The sequence below is a fragment of the Bacillus sp. SIMBA_008 genome (assembly GCF_046535495.1).
Classification (GTDB): Bacteria; Bacillota; Bacilli; order Bacillales; family Bacillaceae; genus Bacillus; species Bacillus subtilis.
In genome coordinates this window covers 65,631-85,456 of record NZ_JAWRWL010000005.1, presented here as the reverse complement: position 1 = coordinate 85,456, position 19,826 = coordinate 65,631, and the positions used below count along the sequence as shown (strand labels likewise).

Below are 19,826 nucleotides of genomic sequence, written 5' to 3'. Positions count from 1 at the left end.
ATCCCCCGTTTTATGAATGAAATCGAATAAATCCAGTTATTCTGTCTCTTCTTTAAACCCGAGAAACAATGTAGCTATAAAAGCAGAGACGGCTGCGATCAAGAAACCGATCATATAATGAACAAAATTAGCGGCGCCAAACGGCAGCACGATTGAAATCATCGGAATGCCTGTCAGTCCGTAGGAATTTGCCACAACTTGTACCGCAACCACGTATGCTCCGCCAATAGCACCGCCGATGGCTGCTCCGATAAAGGGACGGATCAATTTGAGATTTACCCCGAATACAATCGGCTCAACAATGCCTAAAAACGCGGTCAGAGAAGCGGGGAGCGCAATTTTCTTCAGGCTTGATTGTTTCGTTTTGAGGAATACCGCAAGCCCCGCTCCGCCTTGGGCCACATTCGCCATCGACCATATCGGCACTAAAAAGTTGACACCGACATGCGGATTAGCAAGCAGCGTTGCCTCAATTGCATAAAAGCTATGATGCAATCCAGATAGGACGATGGTGGAGTAGATGCCGCCGAAAAGAGCTCCGGCAGCAATGCCGGCGTGATCATAAATATAGACGATCGATTGTGTCATGATCTGGCCGATGATGGACGCGGCGGGATTCATCACAATCAGCGCGAGGCACCCTGTCACCATGACCGTAATAAAGGGAATGATCACGACATCAAGCGACTTCGGCACAATCGATTTTAATAGCTTCTCAATTTTGCTCATGACAAAAACGGAAAGAAGAATCGGTATCATGGAACCCTGATAGCCCATCATTGGGATATGAAGCCCCCATATGTCTAAAGAAGACGGGGTTTTGCTGCCGAGCATAGACGGGTCCAGCAGATCAGGATGCGTCAAAAGCCCTGCAATCACTGCCCCTAGGTATGGGTTGCTGCCAAATTGCCGTGCAGCACTGAAGCCGACTAAAATCGGCAGTAAAATAAAGGCTGTGCTGGACACGAGGTCGAGCATTTTAATCCATGGGCTGCCGGCAGCGAACCAATGAAACACCTTAATCATGCCGATCAGCCCCATGAGCAGGCCGCTTGCTGTTATTGCCGGAATAATCGGCACAAAAATATCGGACAGTGTTTTCGCAAAAGCTGCGGCAGGGTTCAGCTTCCGGCTGGCTTTTTTCTGGTGGACAGGCTCTTCAGAAGGCGCGGTCTCCCATACATGAACGACTTCTTTATATATTTTGTTGACGACGCCTGCTCCGAAGATAATCTGGAAAAGCCCATAGCGGAAAAAGGTGCCCTGCACACCTTGCAGGTTCTCAATGGCATGTATATCAATTTTCGTCTCGTCCTTTACATCAAAACGAAGACGGGTCGTACAATGGCTGATGCTGATAATATTGTTTTTTCCTCCTGCGAGCAGCAGTAATTCTTTTGCAATCTCTTTATGCAAGCAATTAAAACCTCCTTTGCTGAAGAAAAGTCGGCTTGTTCATCGTATCAAATGAAAAGTTGACAATCAAAATGAAAAAAGTGAGAAATACCGGCTGAAAATGACAAAAATGCCCGCGTCGACGACGGAGCATGAGAATAGGGGGTTGTCCAAGGCGCCGTTATGAGCCCAACACGAAAAGAAGAGTTAAAATGCCCTGTTTTTTAGGCATTAATACTCCCTTTGCATCATTGGGTCTTGCCTGCCTGCCCAGTCACAATCCCGCCATATGTGGTGATAACTGTAATAACGTTCATTTTATGCTGTTCATGGCTGTATAGCAATAGTATGAAAAGCCTGTACAATGGATGGGAAAAAGGTTGTGTGTGGTGTTCTTAGAATGAAAAAAACCTTTAAGACTTGGAATGCAAATCTTAAAGGTTTTTGGTTACTTTTTCGGTTTGACGGCGTTCAGCCGTTTTTGCAGCTTTGTTTTTTCATTGGATGCTTTTAATTGATTCACTGCAGACTGAGCGGATGTCTTTGATTTCTTTGTTTTGTCTTTTTCCGCTTTCTTCACTTTTGCCTTTGCAGTTTCCACTTTTTTTGCTTCAGCCGCCGCCACCTTTTTCTTCACTTTGTCTAACCGTTTTTGCAATGCCGTTTTGTCCTTGCCTGCTTGAAGCTGATTGACGGCTGATTGTGCTTTTGCCGCATTTGCATCAGTTGATTTCTTTTCAGCCGCAGATACGGATTGCTGTGCCGTCTTCAAATTGGTGCTCTTCACTTTGTTAAGGCGTTTCTGCAGGGACGTTTTTTCTGAACTTGCAGGCAGCTTGCCAATTGCTGATTGTGCGCTGTCCACATCTGTTTTCTTTTTGCTTTTTTCCGCTTTCGCAACTTTGTCTTTCGCTTGCTTTGACGCGATGTATCGTTTTACTTGGTCTAAGCGTTTTTGAAGGTTCTTTTTGTCTGTTCCGTTTGGCAGCTTGTTGATGGCAGTTTGTGCTGTGTCAACGGTTTGCTGTGTTTTATATTTTTCTGCCTTTGCGACTTTGTCTTTCGCATCTTTTACATTTCTGTATGACTGTACTTTATCCAGTCTTTTGTGCAGGGCAGTTTTGGCGTCGGAGTTCGGCAGCTGGCTGATGAGTTCTCGCGCTTTGTTGATATCGATTTGTGCTTTTGTTTGTTCCGCTTTTTTCACCGCTTGCTCTGCTGCCGCGTACGCTGAATCTGTTGCCTGTGCTTTATACTGGATTAAGCCGTAGCCAAATTGCTGATCGCGGCCTGCGGTACCAAGATCAACGATGTTTTTCCGCATTTCCTCGCGAAGCTGGACGTTTGTCTCGGCAGGATCACGCTGTTTTAACAAGGCAAACATGGCAGCGGCGTGCGGTGTCGCTTGGGATGTTCCGCTTCCCGTTGCATAATACTGGTTTAAGTAAGTGCTTGTGATGTTTGTCCCCGGTGCTGAAAATTCAACTTCATCTCCAGTTGTTGAAAAGGAGGCAAGCTGATTCTTTTCGTTTGTTGCTGAAACCGCAACGACACTGCTGTATGCCGCCGGATAATTCACTGGCTTGCCGTTTCCGTCGTTACCGCTTGCGGCAACAAGCAGAACACCTTGTTCATATGCTTTGTTCACGGCGTCATGAAGGATTTTGCTGTCTGACGTCGTGCCAAGGCTCATATTGACGATGTCCATCCTGTTTGCGATCGACCAGTCAATTCCTTGGAGAAGACTTTGAAGATCCCCCGAGCCGTTCTGATCAAGCGCTTTAACCGCGTATATTTGTGCTTCCGGTGCGATGCCGTCAATTCCGTAGCCGTTATGCTTGGCTCCGATAATCCCTGCGACATGTGTTCCGTGGCCGTTATCATCTTTGTAAGAAGAGGTATAACTGACAGCTGAATACCCGCCGGCAATCGACAGGTCATCGTGGGGGGAGATCCCGCTGTCAATGACGGCAATTTTGATATTTTTTCCTGTCAGTCCTGCCTTCCAAGCCTGTTTCACCTGAATGGGCTCAAGGTTCCATTGCTCAAAGTTGTCAGAGGTGTCAGTGCCGTCTGACAGCACTTTGAAATCCGTGCTGTCTGCTGCGGTAAATGATACGTTGTTTTCTACATACAAAATATCAGGATCCTGCTTTAATTCTTTTACTGTCTCCTGGTCTGCTGTGACCGCTACCGCGGGAAGATGCTTATACTGCTGTTCAACATCAGCATCACTGTCCAGGATGGTTTCCTTTCCGGCCTTGTTTTTATAAACCACAATAACCTCTTTCTCGCTGCTGTTTTGCGCATGAGCGAGAGGGCCTATGGTGAGAAAACTGAAAAACAGAGTGACTGATACAACAAGTTTGCAAGACATGTTTTTCATGATTCATCTCCTTTTTCTATGATGTTTGATATATATATCGGAGAAAAAAAGAGAGATTAATAGTAAGAAGGAAAAAATTTTTCATGGGCAGGGTTGTTTAGCAAAATGCAGATTTTTTCCGCATGAAGAGGAAATTTTCCAAATGAATTTGTAAGCGTTTTCAAAATAAGATAAAGAAAACATTGCGGAGGTTGTTCACAAAGCAATGAGAAAAGGGGGTTTTTAAGATGAGCACATTCACTCGGGTGATGGAGGAAAAAATAATGCCTGTCGCCGGGAAAATTGCCGGGCAGCGGCATCTCAGCGCTTTGCGTGACGGAATTATCCTGACCATGCCGCTGATTATTATCGGGTCTGTCTTCTTGATTTTAACGAGCTTGCCGATTCCGGGGTATGCTGATTTCATGGCGAGTGTGTTTGGGAACGAGTGGGCCGATAAGCTCGGATATCCTGTTAACGCTTCGTTTGATATTATGGCGATGATTGCCGCTTTTGGGATCGCCTATCGGCTGGCAGAAAGCTATGGTGTCGATGCCCTTTCTGCCGGAGCGATTTCAATTGCCGCATTTCTGCTGGCAACACCGTTTGAGGTGCCGTTTACACCGCATGGCTCAACGGAGTCCATCATGGTAGGGGGCGGAATCCCGATCACGCTGCTCGGCAGCAAGGGCTTATTTGTCGCCATGCTGATCGCCTTGTTTTCAACCGAAATCTATCGGTACATTATTCAAAAAAATATCGTCTTCAAAATGCCAGACGGTGTGCCGCCTGCGGTAAGCAAATCATTTGTCGCGCTGATTCCCGGCTTTATCATTGTGCTTCTCGTATGGCTGGCGCGTCTTCTGATTGAAATGACACCTTTTCAGAGTCTGCACAATGTCGTAGGAGACCTGCTTGGCACACCGCTTTCCATCCTTGGCGGCAGTCTCGGCGGAAGCCTGATCGCTGAATTTGTGCAGATGCTGCTTTGGTCGTGCGGGATTCACGGGGCTTCCATCATTGGCGGAATCATGGCGCCGATTTGGTACGGCGCGATGGATGCCAACCGTCTCGCCTTCCAAGCAGGCGAGGCGCTGCCGAGTATTTTTACGACTCAGTTTTTTCAAATTTGGATCAATGTCGGCGGAAGCGGGGCGACGCTGGCGCTTGTCCTGACGATGCTTGTGCGCTCCCGCAGCAAACAAATGAAGCAGCTTGGACGATTAGGAATCGGCCCTGCGCTATTTAATATCAACGAGCCGATCATTTTCGGCATGCCGATTGTCATGAATCCCCTCCTTATTGTCCCATTTATCATCGCACCGCTCCTCACGATTACCGCGACTTATATCGGCATGAGCACCGGGCTGGTGGCAAGACCGGCCGGAATCGCGGTGCCATGGACGATGCCGCCGCTCATATCAGGTTACCTGGCGACAGGCGGAAAGGTGTCGGGCGCAGTTATGCAGCTGGTAAATCTGCTGATCACCTGTGCTATCTACTATCCGTTTTTCAGAATATGGGATCATCAAAAATGGCGGGAAGAGAGTGCGGTTGAATCTGGGGATAAAAATGTGATGTGATAGATGATCAGCCTGTCATAGGGCTGATCATCTCTTTCAAACGAAAGGAATGTTAGAATATGTAAAGGAGGTGCGCATGCTAGATTATATATGGTTAGATGACGAATCACCAATCTTACAACAAGTACCAGTTGAATACTCATCTGCTGCTCTTATCTTTTCTCCTTTTATCCAAATGCCTGAAGGATGGGAGAATGCAAAAAGAAAAAATGATTATGAACATATTTATCCAAACGATAATGAAATAAGAGGAATAGGCAAGGCTGTTTCCTGGAAGAAGGTTATGTCTTCTTGCGGCTTTCAAACACATGCTGAGCTGGCGCTGGCTTTAATGACGTCGATAGGCGCTTTAAGGGACGAGTTCGCGAGAGAGGATTTGGCTGAGGTGTTACATGAAAACATAAATGGAGACCTCTATTATCCCAGTGAGGATCATATTTCAAATTTTCATATTCCGAGTTTGGTAAAGGTATTAGGTGCGAACGGATCCAATCGGTTTTATTACGCAGAACCGATTGTGGAAAACCGCGGCGTTTTGGACATAACTGAAGCCAACTTGCGGACGGTTCTTGATGAAGCCGCAACAGAGCTCGTTTTAACTGATGAGAAAATGGATTTTGTGTTTATGAGTGTATATGACTCATTCATTAATGTCTTTTTAGCCAAAGATAAAAACATCCATGAATTGGTTGAGCGTATGGGCTGGGAAGCTATGATTTGCGATGAGTCAACGTATATCAGTTGGTATAGATAAAAAAGAACGTACATCACAAAATGTACGTTCTTTATTTTTACCGCTGAAAGAACTCAATCCACTCACCGTCAGGGCCTTCGATATAGAAATAACGGTATCCGTTTGGAAGTGTTGTGATCTCCTCGTCGATAAATTTTGCGTTCATTTTTTCCGCTTTTGTATATTCAGCCGCGATGTCATCCGTCAGCAGGGCAATGTGGTGCACTTTTCCTTCAGCGGGAAGCTCGCTGCTGTAGCCTTGAATCAGTTCAATTTCTGTTTCCGGGCCGTCTTCAAAGCCAAGAAAAGCAAGCTCGATTACACCGTTCGTGTGAGTGATGCGATCCTTCAATTTCATGCCTAGTACCTCTTCATAAAATGTGATGGACGCGTTAATATCTCTTACCATGATGCCTGTATGGTCAATTCGTTTTGGCATGCTGCTCCTCCTCGAAACTCTTTTTGTCTATCGTAGAAAAACCTTTCCTTTCTGTCAATGCAGACATCTTGGCGTTTTGTGGTACGATAAGAGAAAGCAAACGGAAAGAGGACGACATATATGAAGCTACTCACCCTAAAGAAAGCACACGCTGCCAAAATCAAAAAAGGCTATCCCCTTATCGAAAAAGAAGCTCTCGCAGGGAGTGCGGGGCACATGAAAGAAGGAGACCTCGTTGATATCGTGTCTGAGAGCGGCGAGTTTCTCGCGCGGGGCTATTATGGCCTGCAAAACAAAGGGGTCGGCTGGACGCTTACCCGCAATAAACATGAACAGGTTGACCAGGCATTTTTTCTCACCAAATTAACAAAAGCGGCCCAAGCGCGCGCCAAACTATTTGAGGCTCAAGATACAACAGCTTTCCGCCTGTTCAACGGTGAGGGCGACGGTGTCGGCGGCGTCACCATCGACTATTATGACGGCTACCTGCTGATTCAATGGTACAGCAAGGGGGTTTACACCTTTAAAGACATGCTGATTTCCGCATTGGATGAGATGGATCTTGACTATAAAGCGATTTACGAGAAGAAACGCTTCGACACGGCTGGACAATACGTTGAAGATGATGACTTCGTGAAAGGGAGAAGGGGCGAGTTCCCGATCATCATCCAAGAGAATGGCATTCAATACGCGGTGGATCTGAATGAAGGCGCCATGACGGGCATCTTTTTGGATCAGAGACATGTGCGCAAGGCGATCAGAGACCGCTATGCAAAAGGGAAAAACGTTTTAAATACATTTTCTTATACGGGTGCATTCTCCGTGGCGGCGGCGCTTGGCGGAGCGGAGAAAACAACAAGCGTCGACGTGGCAAATCGAAGTCTTGCCAAAACGATCGAGCAATTCAGCGTGAACAAGCTGGATTACGAAGCGCACGACATTAAAGTGATGGACGTGTTTAACTATTTTTCATATGCTGCAAAAAAGGATTTGCGCTTTGATCTGATTATTCTCGATCCGCCTTCCTTTGCGCGCACAAAAAAACGCACCTTCAGCGCGGCCAAGGATTATAAAAACCTGCTGAAGGAAACGATCGCCATCACTGCTGACAAGGGTGTCATTGTTGCCTCTACAAACAGCAGCGCCTTTGGCATGAAGAAATTCAAAGGCTTTATCGATGCCGCATTTAAAGAAACAAACGAACGCTACACCATCATTGAGGAATTTACGCTGCCGGAGGATTTCAAAACGATTTCGGCATTTCCGGAAGGCAACTACCTGAAAGTGGTCCTTCTGCAGAAAAAATAATGAAAAAGCTGCCCTGTTCAGGGGGAGCTTTTTTTATGTAGAAATGATCTGCTGGACGCGGCCGATGCGGCCATCTTCAAGCCGGACTTTAATGCCATGCGGATGAAAGCTTGATTTCGTCAAAATATCCTTCACTGTCCCTCTCGTCAGTTTTCCTGTTTTTTGATCTGCTTTCAATACAATATCAACCTGCAACCCTTTCGAAATGCTGTTTCGCTCTTGCCCGTTCATAACGCACATCCTTTCTTTTGTTCATTATAGTCATTATGGTTTAAAAGTAACAGCCGGCTGATGAAGTGTATGTTTGTTTTTTTCAGCCTTCATTAAATATAATGTCAGGCCAAAGCCTGCTATGCTCAGAATGCCAAAAAGCAAGTAGACTGCGAAGATCGACACGTAGTCAAAAATGTACCCGCCTGCAAATGTGCAGAACCAGTTGCCGAACCCGTTGCCAATGGCGGCGTACATGGTCAGCGCCGTCGCTTCAACGTGTCTTGGGGTAATCTTTTTCACATATTGAAGCGCCGCCGGGATAAATAAACCGATGGCCACTCCCTGAAGAAAGACCGTCGCATAAATGATCCATAGTGAAGGCGCCGTGAAATAGAGCGCCCACCTGAATAATGAGACTCCGCCTGACAGCATAATGACGTTGAGCAGCCCCATTTTATCTATAAATGTTTGGGCAAACCGCATAAATGGTATTTCTGAAATCACGCCGATGAAAAATAAAATGCCGATAGCGGAAAGAGACGCGCCGCTTTTGTCCAGAAAAAGACTGAAATACGTATTGTTCGCTAAGTTTGGAGCAAATGTCGTAAAGGTGATGATCATAAAGATGAGGAAAGTTTTGTTGCTGATAAGCTCCCGGAATCCTTTGCGGATATTGACCTTTGTTTTTGTTTTCTGCTGGCCGGGCATTTGTGAAGCCAATATGGCGGCAATGCACAGAAAGGCACAGCCAAAGATAAAGATCACGTGAATGGGGTACAGCTGGTTCGTCACCTGTCCCATGGCAAACACCGCGACACCGAAGCCGAGAGAACCAAACAGGCGGATTCCGCCATAATTGCCGTTTGTTTCTTGTGTGTACCTTAGTGAAATGCTGTCCGAAAGTGGAATAATCGTGCTTTGAAAGGCTGCAAAACAGGCCGCAATCAAAATAAACAGAGGGAAACTGTCAAATGCAATATAGGCTAATCCAATGATGCCTGTGATTGATGTGCAAACCGCCAGCAGGCCTTTCGTTTTTTGCGTATAGTCGCTGAGCATGCCCCAAAACGGCTGAAAGAAAATCATCACAATCGGGCCCAGCGACATGATCAAGCCGACCTGTGATCCGCTTAAATGCTGTTCCTTCGTTAAATACATACTGAGTAAGGGAATCATGCTGCCCGTACCGAGAAAAGCAAACAAATAAAATCCTTTTAACGCGGCATAATGCCGTCTCACCTGCAAGTTGTGCATCAAGGTGCCTCCTTTGGTATCCACAAATTACATTATATTGTAATTTGCGAGCTTTTCAATAAGGGGAAGCACATAAAAAAACTGCCCTCGAGAGGACAGTTTTTTACATAAATGAAAGTAAAAACGGCGCCGCGCAAAGCGTCATAATCGCAGCTAAGATCATCGATACGCTTGAAATCGTGCCGGACACAGAGCTGAGCTCAAATGCCTTTGACGTTCCCGCTCCGTGTGCGCTTGTGCCTAGCAGCACGCCCCGCGCGATTTCGTTATCAATACGGAAATAGCGGATGACCATCGGGCCGATCACTGTGCCGAGCAAAGCGGTTAAAATCACAAACACGGCTGTGACGGCAGGCATTCCGCCGATCATTTCAGATACGTTCATCGCGATCGGCGTTGTCACTGATCGCGGGACGAGGCTGTCAATTAAGCCGGTGCCGAGGTGAAGCCATTTCGCAATAAGAGCGGTAGAAATAATCGCGATGCATGAACCGACGGCCACATTCAAAATAATTTCCACTGCGTATTTCTTTAAAACAGGGAAATATTTATATAGCGGGATCGCGAATGCCACGGTGGCCGGCTGTAGCATATCGGTCAGCAATCCGCCGCCGAGATTATAGGACTCGTACGGGACATTCACCAGCAGCAGCAGACCGACTAACACAGCGGGCGTCACCAATAGCGGCGACGTATAAACACGCGGAAAGCGTTGATATACCTTTTTTGCTCCTAAATACACCAAAACCGTTAAAAACAAACTTACAATTCCGATGAACACGTATGCTTTTTCTCCTTTCTCTTTGCAATGAGTTGTGTAAGCGTTCCTGTAGACACCATCACGACAAACGTGCTGATGATGACAACAAGCAGAATGCTGACACCAAATTTCGACATAATGTCTCCGTATTCAATCACTCCGACGGCAGACGGGATAAAAAATAAAAGCAGCTCCCCGAGAAGCCACGCTGCACCAAGCTCGATCCATTCAAGCTTGATAATGTTAAAGTGTAATAATGTGAAAAGAATCACAATCCCAATTATACTGCCGGGAATATTTATATGAAGAAGGGCTGTCACCCAATTAATCAGCCGAGCAAATATAAATAACAGAGCGATTTGAATAACGGTTAGCAACAGTTTTTTCATATTGATGCCTCCCTTATATTCATATTGTACATAAGCTAGCGCTATAGGTAAAATATATATAAAGAATAAGAAGTATTCCTTTTGTCTATAGAAAGGGTGAAGCACATGGATATCCGCCATTTAACATATTTTCTGGAAGTCGCCCGATTAAAAAGCTTTACGAAGGCTTCCCAATCCCTTTATGTTTCTCAGCCGACGATATCAAAAATGATCAAAAATTTAGAAGAAGAGCTCGGAATTGAACTGTTTTACCGAAACGGCAGGCAGGTGGAACTGACTGATGCTGGTCATAGCATGTATGTGCAGGCGCAGGAAATCATTAAATCATTTCAAAACCTGACGTCAGAATTAAATGATATTATGGAAGTCAAGAAAGGACACGTACGGATTGGACTGCCGCCGATGATTGGATCGGGGTTTTTCCCCAGAGTGCTCGGCGATTTCCGTGAAAACTATCCGAATGTCACCTTTCAGCTAGTCGAAGACGGTTCTATAAAAGTCCAAGAAGGTGTCGGGGACGGCTCTCTTGATATCGGCGTTGTGGTCCTTCCCGCAAACGAAGATATCTTTCATTCGTTTACAATCGTAAAAGAAACCTTAATGCTTGTCGTTCACCCTTCCCACCGGCTGGCTGATGAGAAAGAATGTCAGCTGCGTGAGTTGAAGGACGAGCCTTTTATTTTCTTCAGGGAGGATTTTGTCCTGCACAACCGAATTATGACGGAATGTATCAAGGCTGGGTTCCGGCCCCATATCATTTATGAAACATCACAATGGGATTTTATCAGTGAGATGGTATCAGCAAACCTTGGGATCGGGCTTTTGCCGGAACGGATCTGCCGCGGCCTTGACCCGGAAAAAGTGAAAGTCATTCCGCTTGTCGATCCGGTCATCCCTTGGCACCTCGCCATTATTTGGAGAAAGGACAGGTACTTGTCGTTTGCCGCCAGAGCTTGGCTCGAACATACGAAATCGTATTTATGGGACCCGAAAAAAGAAAGTAAAGGATGATGCAAACATGGATGCACAATCAGCAGCGAAATGTCTTACGGCTGTCCGCCGGCATAGCCCACTGGTGCATAGCATAACCAACAATGTCGTAACGAATTTCACAGCAAACGGCCTGCTCGCCCTCGGCGCATCGCCCGTTATGGCGTACGCAAAAGAAGAGGTCGCCGATATGGCGAAGATTGCGGGTGCACTCGTTTTAAATATCGGGACGCTGAGCAAGGAGTCAGTCGAAGCGATGATCATCGCGGGAAAATCAGCTAATGAACATGGCGTTCCCGTCATTCTTGATCCTGTCGGTGCCGGAGCAACACCGTTCCGAACTGAATCGGCACGTGACATCATTCGTGAGGTTCGCCTTGCTGCAATCAGAGGAAATGCGGCGGAAATTGCCCATACCGTCGGTGTGACGGATTGGCTGATCAAAGGTGTTGATGCGGGTGAAGGCGGAGGCGACATCATCCGGCTGGCTCAGCAGGCGGCACAAAAGCTAAACACGGTCATTGCGATAACTGGTGAAGTTGATGTCATAGCCGACACGTCACATGTATACACCCTTCATAACGGCCACAAGCTGCTGACAAAAGTGACAGGCGCCGGTTGCCTGCTGACTTCCGTCGTCGGTGCGTTTTGCGCTGTGGAAGAAAATCCATTGTTTGCTGCTATTGCGGCCATTACTTCGTATGGGGTCGCCGCTCAGCTTGCCGCACAGCAGACGGCTGACAAAGGCCCTGGAAGCTTTCAGATTGAATTGCTGAACAAGCTTTCAACTGTTACTGAACAAGACGTCCAAGAATGGGCGGCTATAGAAAGGGTGACTGTCTCATGACTCGTATTTCTCGGGAAATGATGAAAGAGTTATTATCTGTATACTTCATTATGGGGTCAAACAATACGAAAGCCGATCCTGTTACAGTTGTACAAAAAGCGTTAAAAGGCGGTGCCACCCTGTACCAGTTCCGTGAAAAAGGCGGGGATGCGCTGACAGGAGAGGCTCGGATTAAATTTGCTGAAAAAGCGCAGGCAGCTTGCCGTGAAGCTGGTATTCCGTTCATTGTCAATGATGATGTGGAAATGGCTCTGAAGCTGAAAGCTGATGGTATCCACATCGGCCAGGAAGACGCAAATGCGAAAGAGGTAAGAGCTGCCATAGGTGATATGATTCTCGGCGTTTCTGCCCATACGATGTCTGAGGTGAAGCAAGCTGAAGAAGACGGAGCCGATTATGTCGGGCTTGGGCCGATCTATCCGACTGAAACGAAAAAGGATACGAGAGCGGTACAGGGTGTATCACTTATCGAAGCAGTGCGCCGCCAAGGCATCAGCATTCCAATTGTCGGCATCGGCGGCATCACAATAGAAAATGCCGCACCTGTTATCCAAGCGGGGGCCGATGGCGTCAGTATGATCAGCGCCATCAGTCAGGCGGAAGATCCTGAGAGTGCTGCACGCAAGTTTCGTGAGGAAATTCAAACATATAAAACAAAAAGATAATCGTTCATCTTCCTTCAAAAGGCTGTTCTGTAAAAGGACAGCTTTTTTGCTGTCCATCAAGGTTTTCAGACCTTCAAATTTTAATTGACAAAGGACAAGAACTGGCTATGATTATGTTATACAATGATAATCATTTTCAATTATAGGAGGAACATGATGGCTCGGGGGCTGGCACTTATTCTATTCAGCTTGTTGATGGTTTTCGGTTCTGCGGCACATGCGGAAGATGATCCGATCGCCGCATTAATTCAATTAAACAAGCAAATGATCAAATCCGTAAAAGACGGGGATATGGATTCGGCACAACAAACGTTTGAAACCTTCAAAGCGAAGTGGAAAAAAGAAGAACCTTCTATTAAGAAAGAAAACCTTTCTTCTCACAGTGAAATGGACGCGAATATCGCGATGATTTCTCTTTCTTTTATCAATCAAGACGCAGGCAAGCTCAAAACACAGCTTGAAGAGCTTGCGTCTCATTTAGAAACCTACCAGCAGGCTGTCGTGCTGCAAAAGACATCCTCAGGTCAATCAAGGGCGTCCTTAACAGCCTATATACAAAGCTTGAAAGACACAAAACAGTTCATAGAAAAAAAACAATTGGATGAAGCGTCATCCGCAATCGACAATTTAGTTACATCCTGGCTCGCCGTAGAGGGAGACGTCGTGTCCCAATCGAAAGAAGCCTATACGACATCGGAGGAAAATCTGGCACTGATGAAGGCGGAGATCGGCAGCCATCCCGAAAAGGTATCAAAGCAAATTGACGAAATGATTCAATTGCTCGAGCCGATCGCTTCAAGCAGCTACAGCTGGTGGGATGCGGCGCTGATCCCGATTCGTGAAGGAATGGAGGCCCTCCTTGTCATCGGAGCGCTATTAACCATGACAAAAAAAGCGCGGGTTACGCGTTCCTCGACATGGATCTGGGGCGGGGCGTCCGCCGGCATGGCTGTTTCCTTAGCAGCCGGCATCGGTGTCACGGTTCTGTTCTCCTCCAGTGTATTCGGAGAAAACAATTTCTTGCTTGGCGGCGTTACCGGCGTACTGTCTGCTGTCATGCTTTTGTATGTCGGGGTGTGGCTGCACAGAAACGCCTCAATGGATAAATGGAGAGAAAAAATCAATATCCAGAAGTCACAGGCACTAAAAAAACGAAGCCTGCTTTCCTTTGCGCTCATTGCATTTCTGGCAGTTGTAAGAGAAGGTCTCGAAACGGTCATCTTTTTCATCGGGCTTGTCGGGAAGCTCCCGCTCACTGAACTGATCGGCGGAACTGCCGCAGGGCTTATCGTTCTCGTCATCGTCGGTGTTCTGATGATCAAGCTCGGAATGCGCATTCCATTGAAGCCGTTTTTTCTTCTATCAATGGCGGTTGTCCTGTATATGTGCGTGAAATTTCTCGGAACCGGCGTTCACAGCCTTCAACTGGCGGGCATTCTTCCGTCTGATGCAGAAAGCTGGCTGCCGTCTGTATCGGTGCTAGGAATTTATCCGTCTGTGTACAGCACGATTCCGCAAATGTTGATTTTCCTCTTTTTACTGATTGCGCTTGTTTCAGAAGCGGCAAAACATTTTACAAACGGAAAGGAACTGACAAAATGAATTTCACAAAAATCGCTGTATCAGCCGGATGCATCCTTGCGCTGTGCGCAGGCTGCGGAGCCAACGACACATCTTCAACTAAAGAAAAAGCTTCATCTGAAAAAAGCGGGATCACTAAAGAAATCACCGCATCCGTAAATAAAATGGAAACCATCATTTCTAAGCTGAATGACTCAGCGGAAAAAGGAGACCAAAAAGAGATTGAAAAGAAGGGGAAAGAGTTAAACAGCTACTGGCTTTCCTTTGAAAACGATATTCGCAGCGATTATCCATTCGAATATACAGAAATCGAAAAGCATCTTCAGCCAATCTACACAGAAGCGCAAAAAGACAAACCGGATACAGCAAAAATCAAGACAGAATCCGAGTCACTGAAAGCGTCCTTAGAAGACCTGACAGAAGCGAAGAAGAGCGGCAAAAAGGCTAGCGATCAGCTGGCAAAAGCAGCGGATGAGTATAAAGGCTATGTCAAAGAGCAGAGTGACCAGCTTGTCAAAGCGACTGAAGCATTTACGGGTGCTGTGAAATCCGGCGATATCGAAAAGTCCAAAACGTTATATGCGAAAGCGCGTGTTTATTACGAGCGAATCGAACCGATCGCTGAAAGCCTCGGAGATCTTGATCCGAAAATTGATGCTCGAGAAAACGATGTTGAAGAAGGAGACAAATGGACAGGCTTCCATAAGCTTGAGAAGGCCATTTGGAAGGATCAAGATATTTCCGGGGAAAAGGCAACAGCTGACCAGCTTCTCAAGGATGTAAAAGAGCTTGACGGTTCAGTTCAATCACTGAAATTAACACCTGAACAAATTGTTGCAGGCGCGATGGAGCTTCTCAACGAAGCCGGAATTTCGAAAATCACGGGAGAAGAAGAGCGCTACTCACGAATTGATTTAGTGGACCTTATGGCAAATGTGGAAGGCTCCGAAGCCGTTTATCAAACAGTGAAAAGCGCGCTTGTAAAAGATCACTCCGACTTGACGGAAAAACTGGATACGGAGTTCAGCGAATTTGAAGTTTTAATGGCAAAATACAAAACAAATGATCAGTCCTATACGACTTATGATAAATTAAGTGAAAAGCAAATCAGAGAGCTGAGCACAAAGCTGACGACTCTTTCTGAAACCATGTCGAAGATTGCGAATGTGCTATAAAAGGAGTTTTGTAACAGCATGAGCGATGAACAAAAAAAGCCAGAACAAATTCACAGACGGGACATTTTAAAGTGGGGGGCAATGGCGGGGGCAGCCGTTGCGATCGGTGCCAGCGGACTCGGCGGTCTCGCTCCGCTTGTTCAGACTGCGGCTAAGCCATCGAAAAAGGATGAAAAAGAGGAGGAGCAGATTGTTCCGTTTTACGGAAAGCATCAGGCCGGAATCACAACTGCCCATCAAACGTATGTCTATTTTGCTGCGCTGGATGTAACAGCAAAAGACAAAAGCGACATCATTACGTTATTTAGAAACTGGACAAGTCTCACACAGATGCTGACATCTGGCAAGAAAATGTCAGCGGAGCAGAGAAATCAGTATCTGCCGCCGCAGGATACAGGTGAGTCTGCTGATTTATCCCCTTCCAACTTAACGGTCACATTTGGATTTGGGCCTGGCTTTTTTGAAAAAGATGGAAAGGACCGCTTCGGGCTGAAAAGCAAAAAGCCGAAGCACCTAGCCGCTCTTCCAGCGATGCCCAATGACAACCTGGATGAAAAGCAGGGAGGCGGGGACATCTGCATTCAAGTATGTGCAGACGACGAGCAAGTGGCGTTTCACGCGCTGCGTAACCTGCTAAATCAAGCGGTCGGCACTTGTGAGGTCCGCTTTGTGAACAAAGGCTTTTTAAGCGGAGGAAAAAATGGCGAAACACCGCGCAATCTCTTCGGGTTTAAAGATGGAACAGGCAACCAGAGCACGGAGGATGACAGCTTGATGAACTCGATCGTGTGGGTTCAGTCCGGTGAGCCTGACTGGATGACGGGCGGCACCTATATGGCTTTCCGGAAAATCAAAATGTTCCTTGAGATATGGGACCGCTCTTCCCTCAAGGACCAAGAGGATACCTTCGGCCGCAGAAAAAGCTCAGGGGCGCCTTTCGGACAGAAAAAGGAAACAGATCCCGTGAAGCTGAATCAAATTCCGTCTAATTCACACGTCAGTCTAGCGAAATCTACGGGAAAACAAATTTTGCGAAGAGCTTTCTCTTACACAGAAGGACTTGATCCGAAAACCGGCTATATGGATGCAGGTCTCCTGTTTATCAGTTTTCAAAAAAATCCCGACAATCAGTTTATCCCGATGCTGAAGGCTCTTTCAGCAAAGGATGCGTTAAACGAATATACACAAACAATCGGTTCTGCTTTATACGCATGCCCAGGCGGCTGCAAAAAAGGAGAATATATTGCCCAGCGTTTGCTGGAATCATAAAAGAAGCCTTTACAGGCTTCTTTCAGCGTGTCGACAAACCCTCGCATTCGTTGTCAAGCCTGTGCGTTGGTGCTCACGAATTAGAGCATTCGCTCCGCTCCAATGCTCGGCTTTCCTAGACTTCAAGGGTTTTCAATCACGCTGAAAGGATGACAAAATCCTAAAACTTTTTAGGATTTTGTCAACAATCTGAAAGAAGCCTTATCGGCTTCTTTTTTAAAAAAAAGTTGTAACTTTAATTGTTACAGTTTAAAATCAATTTATACGAAAGGAGATTATCATGACAGTACACATTAAAGTTTATTCAGATTACGTCTGCCCATTTTGTTTTGTTGGAAAAGCCGCTTTTGAAGAAGCGATAAAAGGAAAGGATGTTGATGTCGAGTGGATGCCGTTTGAACTGCGCCCAAGCCCATCTCCTCAGCTTGATCCGGTCAATGATCCTTCCAAACAGTACATGTGGCAGACATCAATTCAGCCAATGGCGGAGAAATTAGGAGTTGAGATCAATTTTCCAAACGTCTCGCCCCATCCGTATACAGACCTCGCGTTTGAAGGCTTCCATTTTGCGAAGAAATACAATAAAGGACATGAATACAACACCCGTGTCTTTCAGGCGTTTTTCCAGGAGGGCCAAAATATCGGCGACATTGACATCTTGACGAAGCTCGCCGAGGAAGTGGGATTAGACGGTGCAGCATTCAAATCAGCACTGGAAACAAGAACATATCAGGACGTGCAGCGCCAAGCCTTGAAGCACGCTTATGAAGAGGCTGACATCACAGCCGTTCCAACCTTTATTATTGGCGACACTGTAATTCCAGGTGCTGCCGGCAAGGATGTATTTGAAAAAGCGATTTCTGAAGAACAGAAGAAAAGACAAGGAAAAAGCTCTCGATAAAGAGAGCTTTTTTTATTCCTGTTCCATATGGACGCCAGTATGCGCCTTCACCTGAATTTCTGCAAACGTATCTTCATCAATTGTTTTATCAGACGACAGCACCGTTCCGAGCCACGCGCCGAGAAAGCCGAGCGGGATGGAAATAATTCCTGGATTAGACAGCGGAATGAGCGGATCACCGGTAAAAATAGCACCTCCGGCCGGGTCCCACACACTAGGGCTCATCGATACCAGCACAAGCGCGCTGATCAGGCCTGTCAGGCTGCCCCATAAAGCGCCTGAGGCATTGAATCGTTTCCAGAAGACTGTAAACACAATCAGCGGAAGGTTTGCGCTGGCGGCTACCGCAAACGCGAGTGCAACAAGGAACGCCACATTTAAGGATTGTGCAAAAATCGCAAGGAGAATCGAGAGCACTGACACGGCGACAGAAGCCCATCTGGCCGCTTTCATTTGTTCTTTTTCAGTTGCTTCTCCCTTTCTGATGATCTGGCTGTAAATATCATGGGCAAATGCTGAGGCGGCAGACAGCACCAACCCTGTCACGACAGCCAAAATGGTGGCAAAGGCGATGGCTGATACAAACGCGAACAGAAAGTCTCCTCCGAGCGCTTTTGCTAAAAGCGGAGCCGCCATATTTCCCGCTTGATCAGCCGCCGTAATCGCGTCAAAACCGACAAATGCCGCGGCACCAAAGCCGAGAAATACCGTCATAATGTAAAACACACCGATAATCCATGTCGCTGACACAACGGATGTACGGGCCGTCTTGGCATCCTTAACGGTATAAAACCGGATCAATATATGCGGAAGCCCGGCGGTTCCCAGCACGAGTGCCAAGTTTAACGACAAGGTCTCAAGCGGCACCTTGTATTTATTTCCGGGGTTCAAAAAATCAGCGCCAAGCGGAGTAGCCGTTTTCATCTGTTCAAACATGGTATTAAGGCTAAAGCCGAATTTCGAAAACACGATAATCGAAATCACGAGTGTGCCGGCCATCAGCAAAACAGCTTTAATAATTTGAACCCAGCTTGTCGCGATCATGCCGCCAAACACGACATAAATGGTCATCAGCACTCCGACGATGAGGACAGCCGCGGTATAATCCAGCCCTAGAAGCAGTTTGATCAGCGCGCCCGCCCCCACGAGCTGGGCGATCATATAAAAAGTAGAGATGGCAATGGTATTGAGAGCCGCGACACCGCGGATTTTCTTTTCTTTAAAGCGAGCGGCAATCATGTCTGCCATCGTGTACTTTCCAAGATTCCGAAGCGGCTCCGCCACGATGTACAAGACAACGAGATAAGCCACCAGAAAACCGATGCTGTAAAAGAAGCCATCAAATCCATATAACGCAATCATTCCGGCAATCCCGAGAAACGAGGCGGCAGACATGTAGTCACCGGCAATTGCCAGTCCATTCTGAACGCCGGTGAGCCCGCCGCCCGCCGTATAAAACTCACTCGTCGTTTTCGTCCGCTTCGCGGCAAAATACGTGATAATAAGCGTCAGGCCAACAATCGCCAAAAATAATAAAAAAGCAGTCATATTCATGTCTGTTCACCCTTCAGATCCTCTTTTAAAGCGCTTACATACTTATCGAAATGGGCGGCTCTCCGGGAATACACAGTACTCAGTATCCAGGTCATAGCGAATTGGGCGATGGCGAACAGCCAAGCCCATGAAACAGCTCCAATGGCCGGTGCATTCAAAAAGGTGAAATAAGATGTCAAAACAGGGAGTGAAAAATAAAAAACAAAAAAGAAAATCGCAGAAGGAACAATAAAAGCGCGTTTCTGCTTTAAAAAAGCTTGAAAAGACGGCGTTGCAGCAATCTGTTTATAATCAGCTTTGTACATGGCTTTCCTCCTTTTATTCGCTAAACGTAAGCAAAAAGGTACACCAATAGGTATGTACTGAAAGTCCGATTTATGCGTTGAACAATATCTGGAGGATGAA

The 19,826-nt window shown here is 46.5% G+C and carries 19 protein-coding genes; 10 read left to right on the top strand and 9 right to left on the bottom strand.

Annotated elements, in window-relative coordinates; translation table 11 throughout:
* Nucleotides 1-36: 36 nt before the first annotated feature.
* Together sacX and epr are read right to left on the bottom strand one after the other, a co-directional pair.
* Nucleotides 37-1,416: a SacY negative regulator SacX gene (sacX, locus tag SB658_RS16690; RefSeq protein WP_003243800.1), complete on the bottom strand. Its 1,380-nt coding sequence runs from the start codon at nt 1,414-1,416 to the stop codon at nt 37-39.
* 427 nt (nt 1,417-1,843) lie between these two features.
* Entirely contained in the window at nt 1,844-3,781 is a 1,938-nt protein-coding gene (gene epr, locus SB658_RS16685) for a minor protease Epr (RefSeq protein ID WP_003243950.1), read from the bottom strand.
* A gap of 227 nt (nt 3,782-4,008) precedes the next feature.
* On the opposite strand from epr, the gene celB reads away from it, so the two are divergent.
* Together celB and SB658_RS16675 are read left to right on the top strand one after the other, a co-directional pair.
* A complete protein-coding gene (gene celB, locus SB658_RS16680; protein WP_003242539.1) occupies nt 4,009-5,343 on the top strand; it encodes a PTS cellobiose transporter subunit IIC in 1,335 nt (444 codons plus the stop codon).
* A gap of 76 nt (nt 5,344-5,419) precedes the next feature.
* Nucleotides 5,420-6,097, top strand: coding sequence for a DUF2711 domain-containing protein (locus SB658_RS16675; protein ID WP_003242887.1), 678 nt, complete (start codon nt 5,420-5,422; stop codon nt 6,095-6,097).
* A 37-nt stretch (nt 6,098-6,134) separates the two neighbouring features.
* Here SB658_RS16675 and glxA read toward each other — a convergent pair whose 3' ends face one another.
* Nucleotides 6,135-6,515: a glyoxalase GlxA gene (gene glxA, locus SB658_RS16670; protein WP_003227362.1), complete on the bottom strand. Its 381-nt coding sequence runs from the start codon at nt 6,513-6,515 to the stop codon at nt 6,135-6,137.
* Between the two features lie 120 nt (nt 6,516-6,635).
* Here glxA and SB658_RS16665 point away from each other — a divergent pair, with 120 nt between their 5' ends.
* Nucleotides 6,636-7,823 (top strand): class I SAM-dependent rRNA methyltransferase, encoded by a 1,188-nt coding sequence (locus SB658_RS16665; protein ID WP_038428011.1) that lies wholly within the window; start codon nt 6,636-6,638, stop codon nt 7,821-7,823.
* Between the two features lie 33 nt (nt 7,824-7,856).
* Here SB658_RS16665 and SB658_RS16660 read toward each other — a convergent pair whose 3' ends face one another.
* From SB658_RS16660 to SB658_RS16645, 4 genes are all read right to left on the bottom strand, one after another.
* Nucleotides 7,857-8,054, bottom strand: a complete 198-nt coding sequence (locus tag SB658_RS16660; RefSeq protein ID WP_015385004.1) for a YwbE family protein — start codon at nt 8,052-8,054, stop codon at nt 7,857-7,859.
* Between the two features lie 33 nt (nt 8,055-8,087).
* Nucleotides 8,088-9,290, bottom strand: coding sequence for an MFS transporter (locus tag SB658_RS16655; protein WP_015250930.1), 1,203 nt, complete (start codon nt 9,288-9,290; stop codon nt 8,088-8,090).
* Between the two features lie 103 nt (nt 9,291-9,393).
* Entirely contained in the window at nt 9,394-10,071 is a 678-nt protein-coding gene (locus SB658_RS16650) for a CidB/LrgB family autolysis modulator (RefSeq protein ID WP_003227371.1), read from the bottom strand.
* Complete coding sequence (locus tag SB658_RS16645) at nt 10,053-10,439, bottom strand: CidA/LrgA family holin-like protein (protein WP_003227375.1); 387 nt, start codon at nt 10,437-10,439, stop codon at nt 10,053-10,055. Before SB658_RS16645 ends, SB658_RS16650 begins: the two co-directional genes overlap by 19 nt.
* 105 nt (nt 10,440-10,544) lie before the next feature.
* Here SB658_RS16645 and cidR point away from each other — a divergent pair, with 105 nt between their 5' ends.
* From cidR to SB658_RS16610, 7 genes are all read left to right on the top strand, one after another.
* A complete protein-coding gene (cidR, locus tag SB658_RS16640; protein WP_015250931.1) occupies nt 10,545-11,450 on the top strand; it encodes a cidABC operon transcriptional activator CidR in 906 nt (301 codons plus the stop codon).
* Between the two features lie 7 nt (nt 11,451-11,457).
* Complete coding sequence (gene thiM, locus SB658_RS16635) at nt 11,458-12,276, top strand: hydroxyethylthiazole kinase (RefSeq protein ID WP_029726196.1); 819 nt, start codon at nt 11,458-11,460, stop codon at nt 12,274-12,276.
* Nucleotides 12,273-12,941 carry a thiamine phosphate synthase gene (gene thiE / locus SB658_RS16630; protein ID WP_029318655.1) on the top strand — a complete coding sequence of 223 codons (669 nt, stop codon included), beginning with the start codon at nt 12,273-12,275 and terminating at the stop codon, nt 12,939-12,941. Before thiM ends, thiE begins: the two co-directional genes overlap by 4 nt.
* A gap of 156 nt (nt 12,942-13,097) precedes the next feature.
* Nucleotides 13,098-14,543 carry a ferrous ion permease EfeU gene (efeU, locus tag SB658_RS16625; protein ID WP_144500465.1) on the top strand — a complete coding sequence of 482 codons (1,446 nt, stop codon included), beginning with the start codon at nt 13,098-13,100 and terminating at the stop codon, nt 14,541-14,543.
* Nucleotides 14,540-15,697: an iron uptake system protein EfeO gene (gene efeO, locus SB658_RS16620; RefSeq protein WP_144500466.1), complete on the top strand. Its 1,158-nt coding sequence runs from the start codon at nt 14,540-14,542 to the stop codon at nt 15,695-15,697. The genes efeU and efeO overlap by 4 nt, the downstream gene beginning before the upstream one ends.
* An 18-nt stretch (nt 15,698-15,715) precedes the next feature.
* A complete protein-coding gene (gene efeB / locus SB658_RS16615; protein ID WP_017697028.1) occupies nt 15,716-16,966 on the top strand; it encodes an iron uptake transporter deferrochelatase/peroxidase subunit in 1,251 nt (416 codons plus the stop codon).
* A gap of 280 nt (nt 16,967-17,246) precedes the next feature.
* Nucleotides 17,247-17,867 (top strand): DsbA family oxidoreductase, encoded by a 621-nt coding sequence (locus SB658_RS16610; RefSeq protein ID WP_029318659.1) that lies wholly within the window; start codon nt 17,247-17,249, stop codon nt 17,865-17,867.
* Nucleotides 17,868-17,879: 12 nt separating this feature from the next.
* Here the strand turns inward: SB658_RS16610 and SB658_RS16605 are convergent, their stop codons facing one another.
* Complete coding sequence (locus SB658_RS16605; RefSeq protein WP_003227390.1) at nt 17,880-19,421, bottom strand: solute symporter family protein; 1,542 nt, start codon at nt 19,419-19,421, stop codon at nt 17,880-17,882.
* Nucleotides 19,418-19,726, bottom strand: coding sequence for a DUF485 domain-containing protein (locus SB658_RS16600; RefSeq protein WP_003227392.1), 309 nt, complete (start codon nt 19,724-19,726; stop codon nt 19,418-19,420). The genes SB658_RS16605 and SB658_RS16600 overlap by 4 nt, the downstream gene beginning before the upstream one ends.
* Between the last annotated feature and the right edge of the window lie 100 nt (nt 19,727-19,826).

Excerpts from the sequence above, each read along its gene's own strand:
- epr (WP_003243950.1), bottom strand. The coding sequence starts at position 3,781 with ATGAAAAACATGTCTTGCAAACTTGTTGTATCAGTCACTCTGTTTTTC.
- celB (WP_003242539.1), top strand. The coding sequence starts at position 4,009 with ATGAGCACATTCACTCGGGTGATGGAGGAAAAAATAATGCCTGTCGCC.
- SB658_RS16675 (WP_003242887.1), top strand. The coding sequence starts at position 5,420 with ATGCTAGATTATATATGGTTAGATGACGAATCACCAATCTTACAACAA.
- glxA (WP_003227362.1), bottom strand. The coding sequence starts at position 6,515 with ATGCCAAAACGAATTGACCATACAGGCATCATGGTAAGAGATATTAAC.
- SB658_RS16665 (WP_038428011.1), top strand. The coding sequence starts at position 6,636 with ATGAAGCTACTCACCCTAAAGAAAGCACACGCTGCCAAAATCAAAAAA.
- SB658_RS16660 (WP_015385004.1), bottom strand. The coding sequence starts at position 8,054 with ATGAACGGGCAAGAGCGAAACAGCATTTCGAAAGGGTTGCAGGTTGAT.
- SB658_RS16655 (WP_015250930.1), bottom strand. The coding sequence starts at position 9,290 with ATGCACAACTTGCAGGTGAGACGGCATTATGCCGCGTTAAAAGGATTT.
- SB658_RS16645 (WP_003227375.1), bottom strand. The coding sequence starts at position 10,439 with ATGAAAAAACTGTTGCTAACCGTTATTCAAATCGCTCTGTTATTTATA.
- cidR (WP_015250931.1), top strand. The coding sequence starts at position 10,545 with ATGGATATCCGCCATTTAACATATTTTCTGGAAGTCGCCCGATTAAAA.
- thiM (WP_029726196.1), top strand. The coding sequence starts at position 11,458 with ATGGATGCACAATCAGCAGCGAAATGTCTTACGGCTGTCCGCCGGCAT.
- thiE (WP_029318655.1), top strand. The coding sequence starts at position 12,273 with ATGACTCGTATTTCTCGGGAAATGATGAAAGAGTTATTATCTGTATAC.
- efeU (WP_144500465.1), top strand. The coding sequence starts at position 13,098 with ATGGCTCGGGGGCTGGCACTTATTCTATTCAGCTTGTTGATGGTTTTC.
- efeO (WP_144500466.1), top strand. The coding sequence starts at position 14,540 with ATGAATTTCACAAAAATCGCTGTATCAGCCGGATGCATCCTTGCGCTG.
- efeB (WP_017697028.1), top strand. The coding sequence starts at position 15,716 with ATGAGCGATGAACAAAAAAAGCCAGAACAAATTCACAGACGGGACATT.
- SB658_RS16610 (WP_029318659.1), top strand. The coding sequence starts at position 17,247 with ATGACAGTACACATTAAAGTTTATTCAGATTACGTCTGCCCATTTTGT.
- SB658_RS16605 (WP_003227390.1), bottom strand. The coding sequence starts at position 19,421 with ATGAATATGACTGCTTTTTTATTATTTTTGGCGATTGTTGGCCTGACG.
- SB658_RS16600 (WP_003227392.1), bottom strand. The coding sequence starts at position 19,726 with ATGTACAAAGCTGATTATAAACAGATTGCTGCAACGCCGTCTTTTCAA.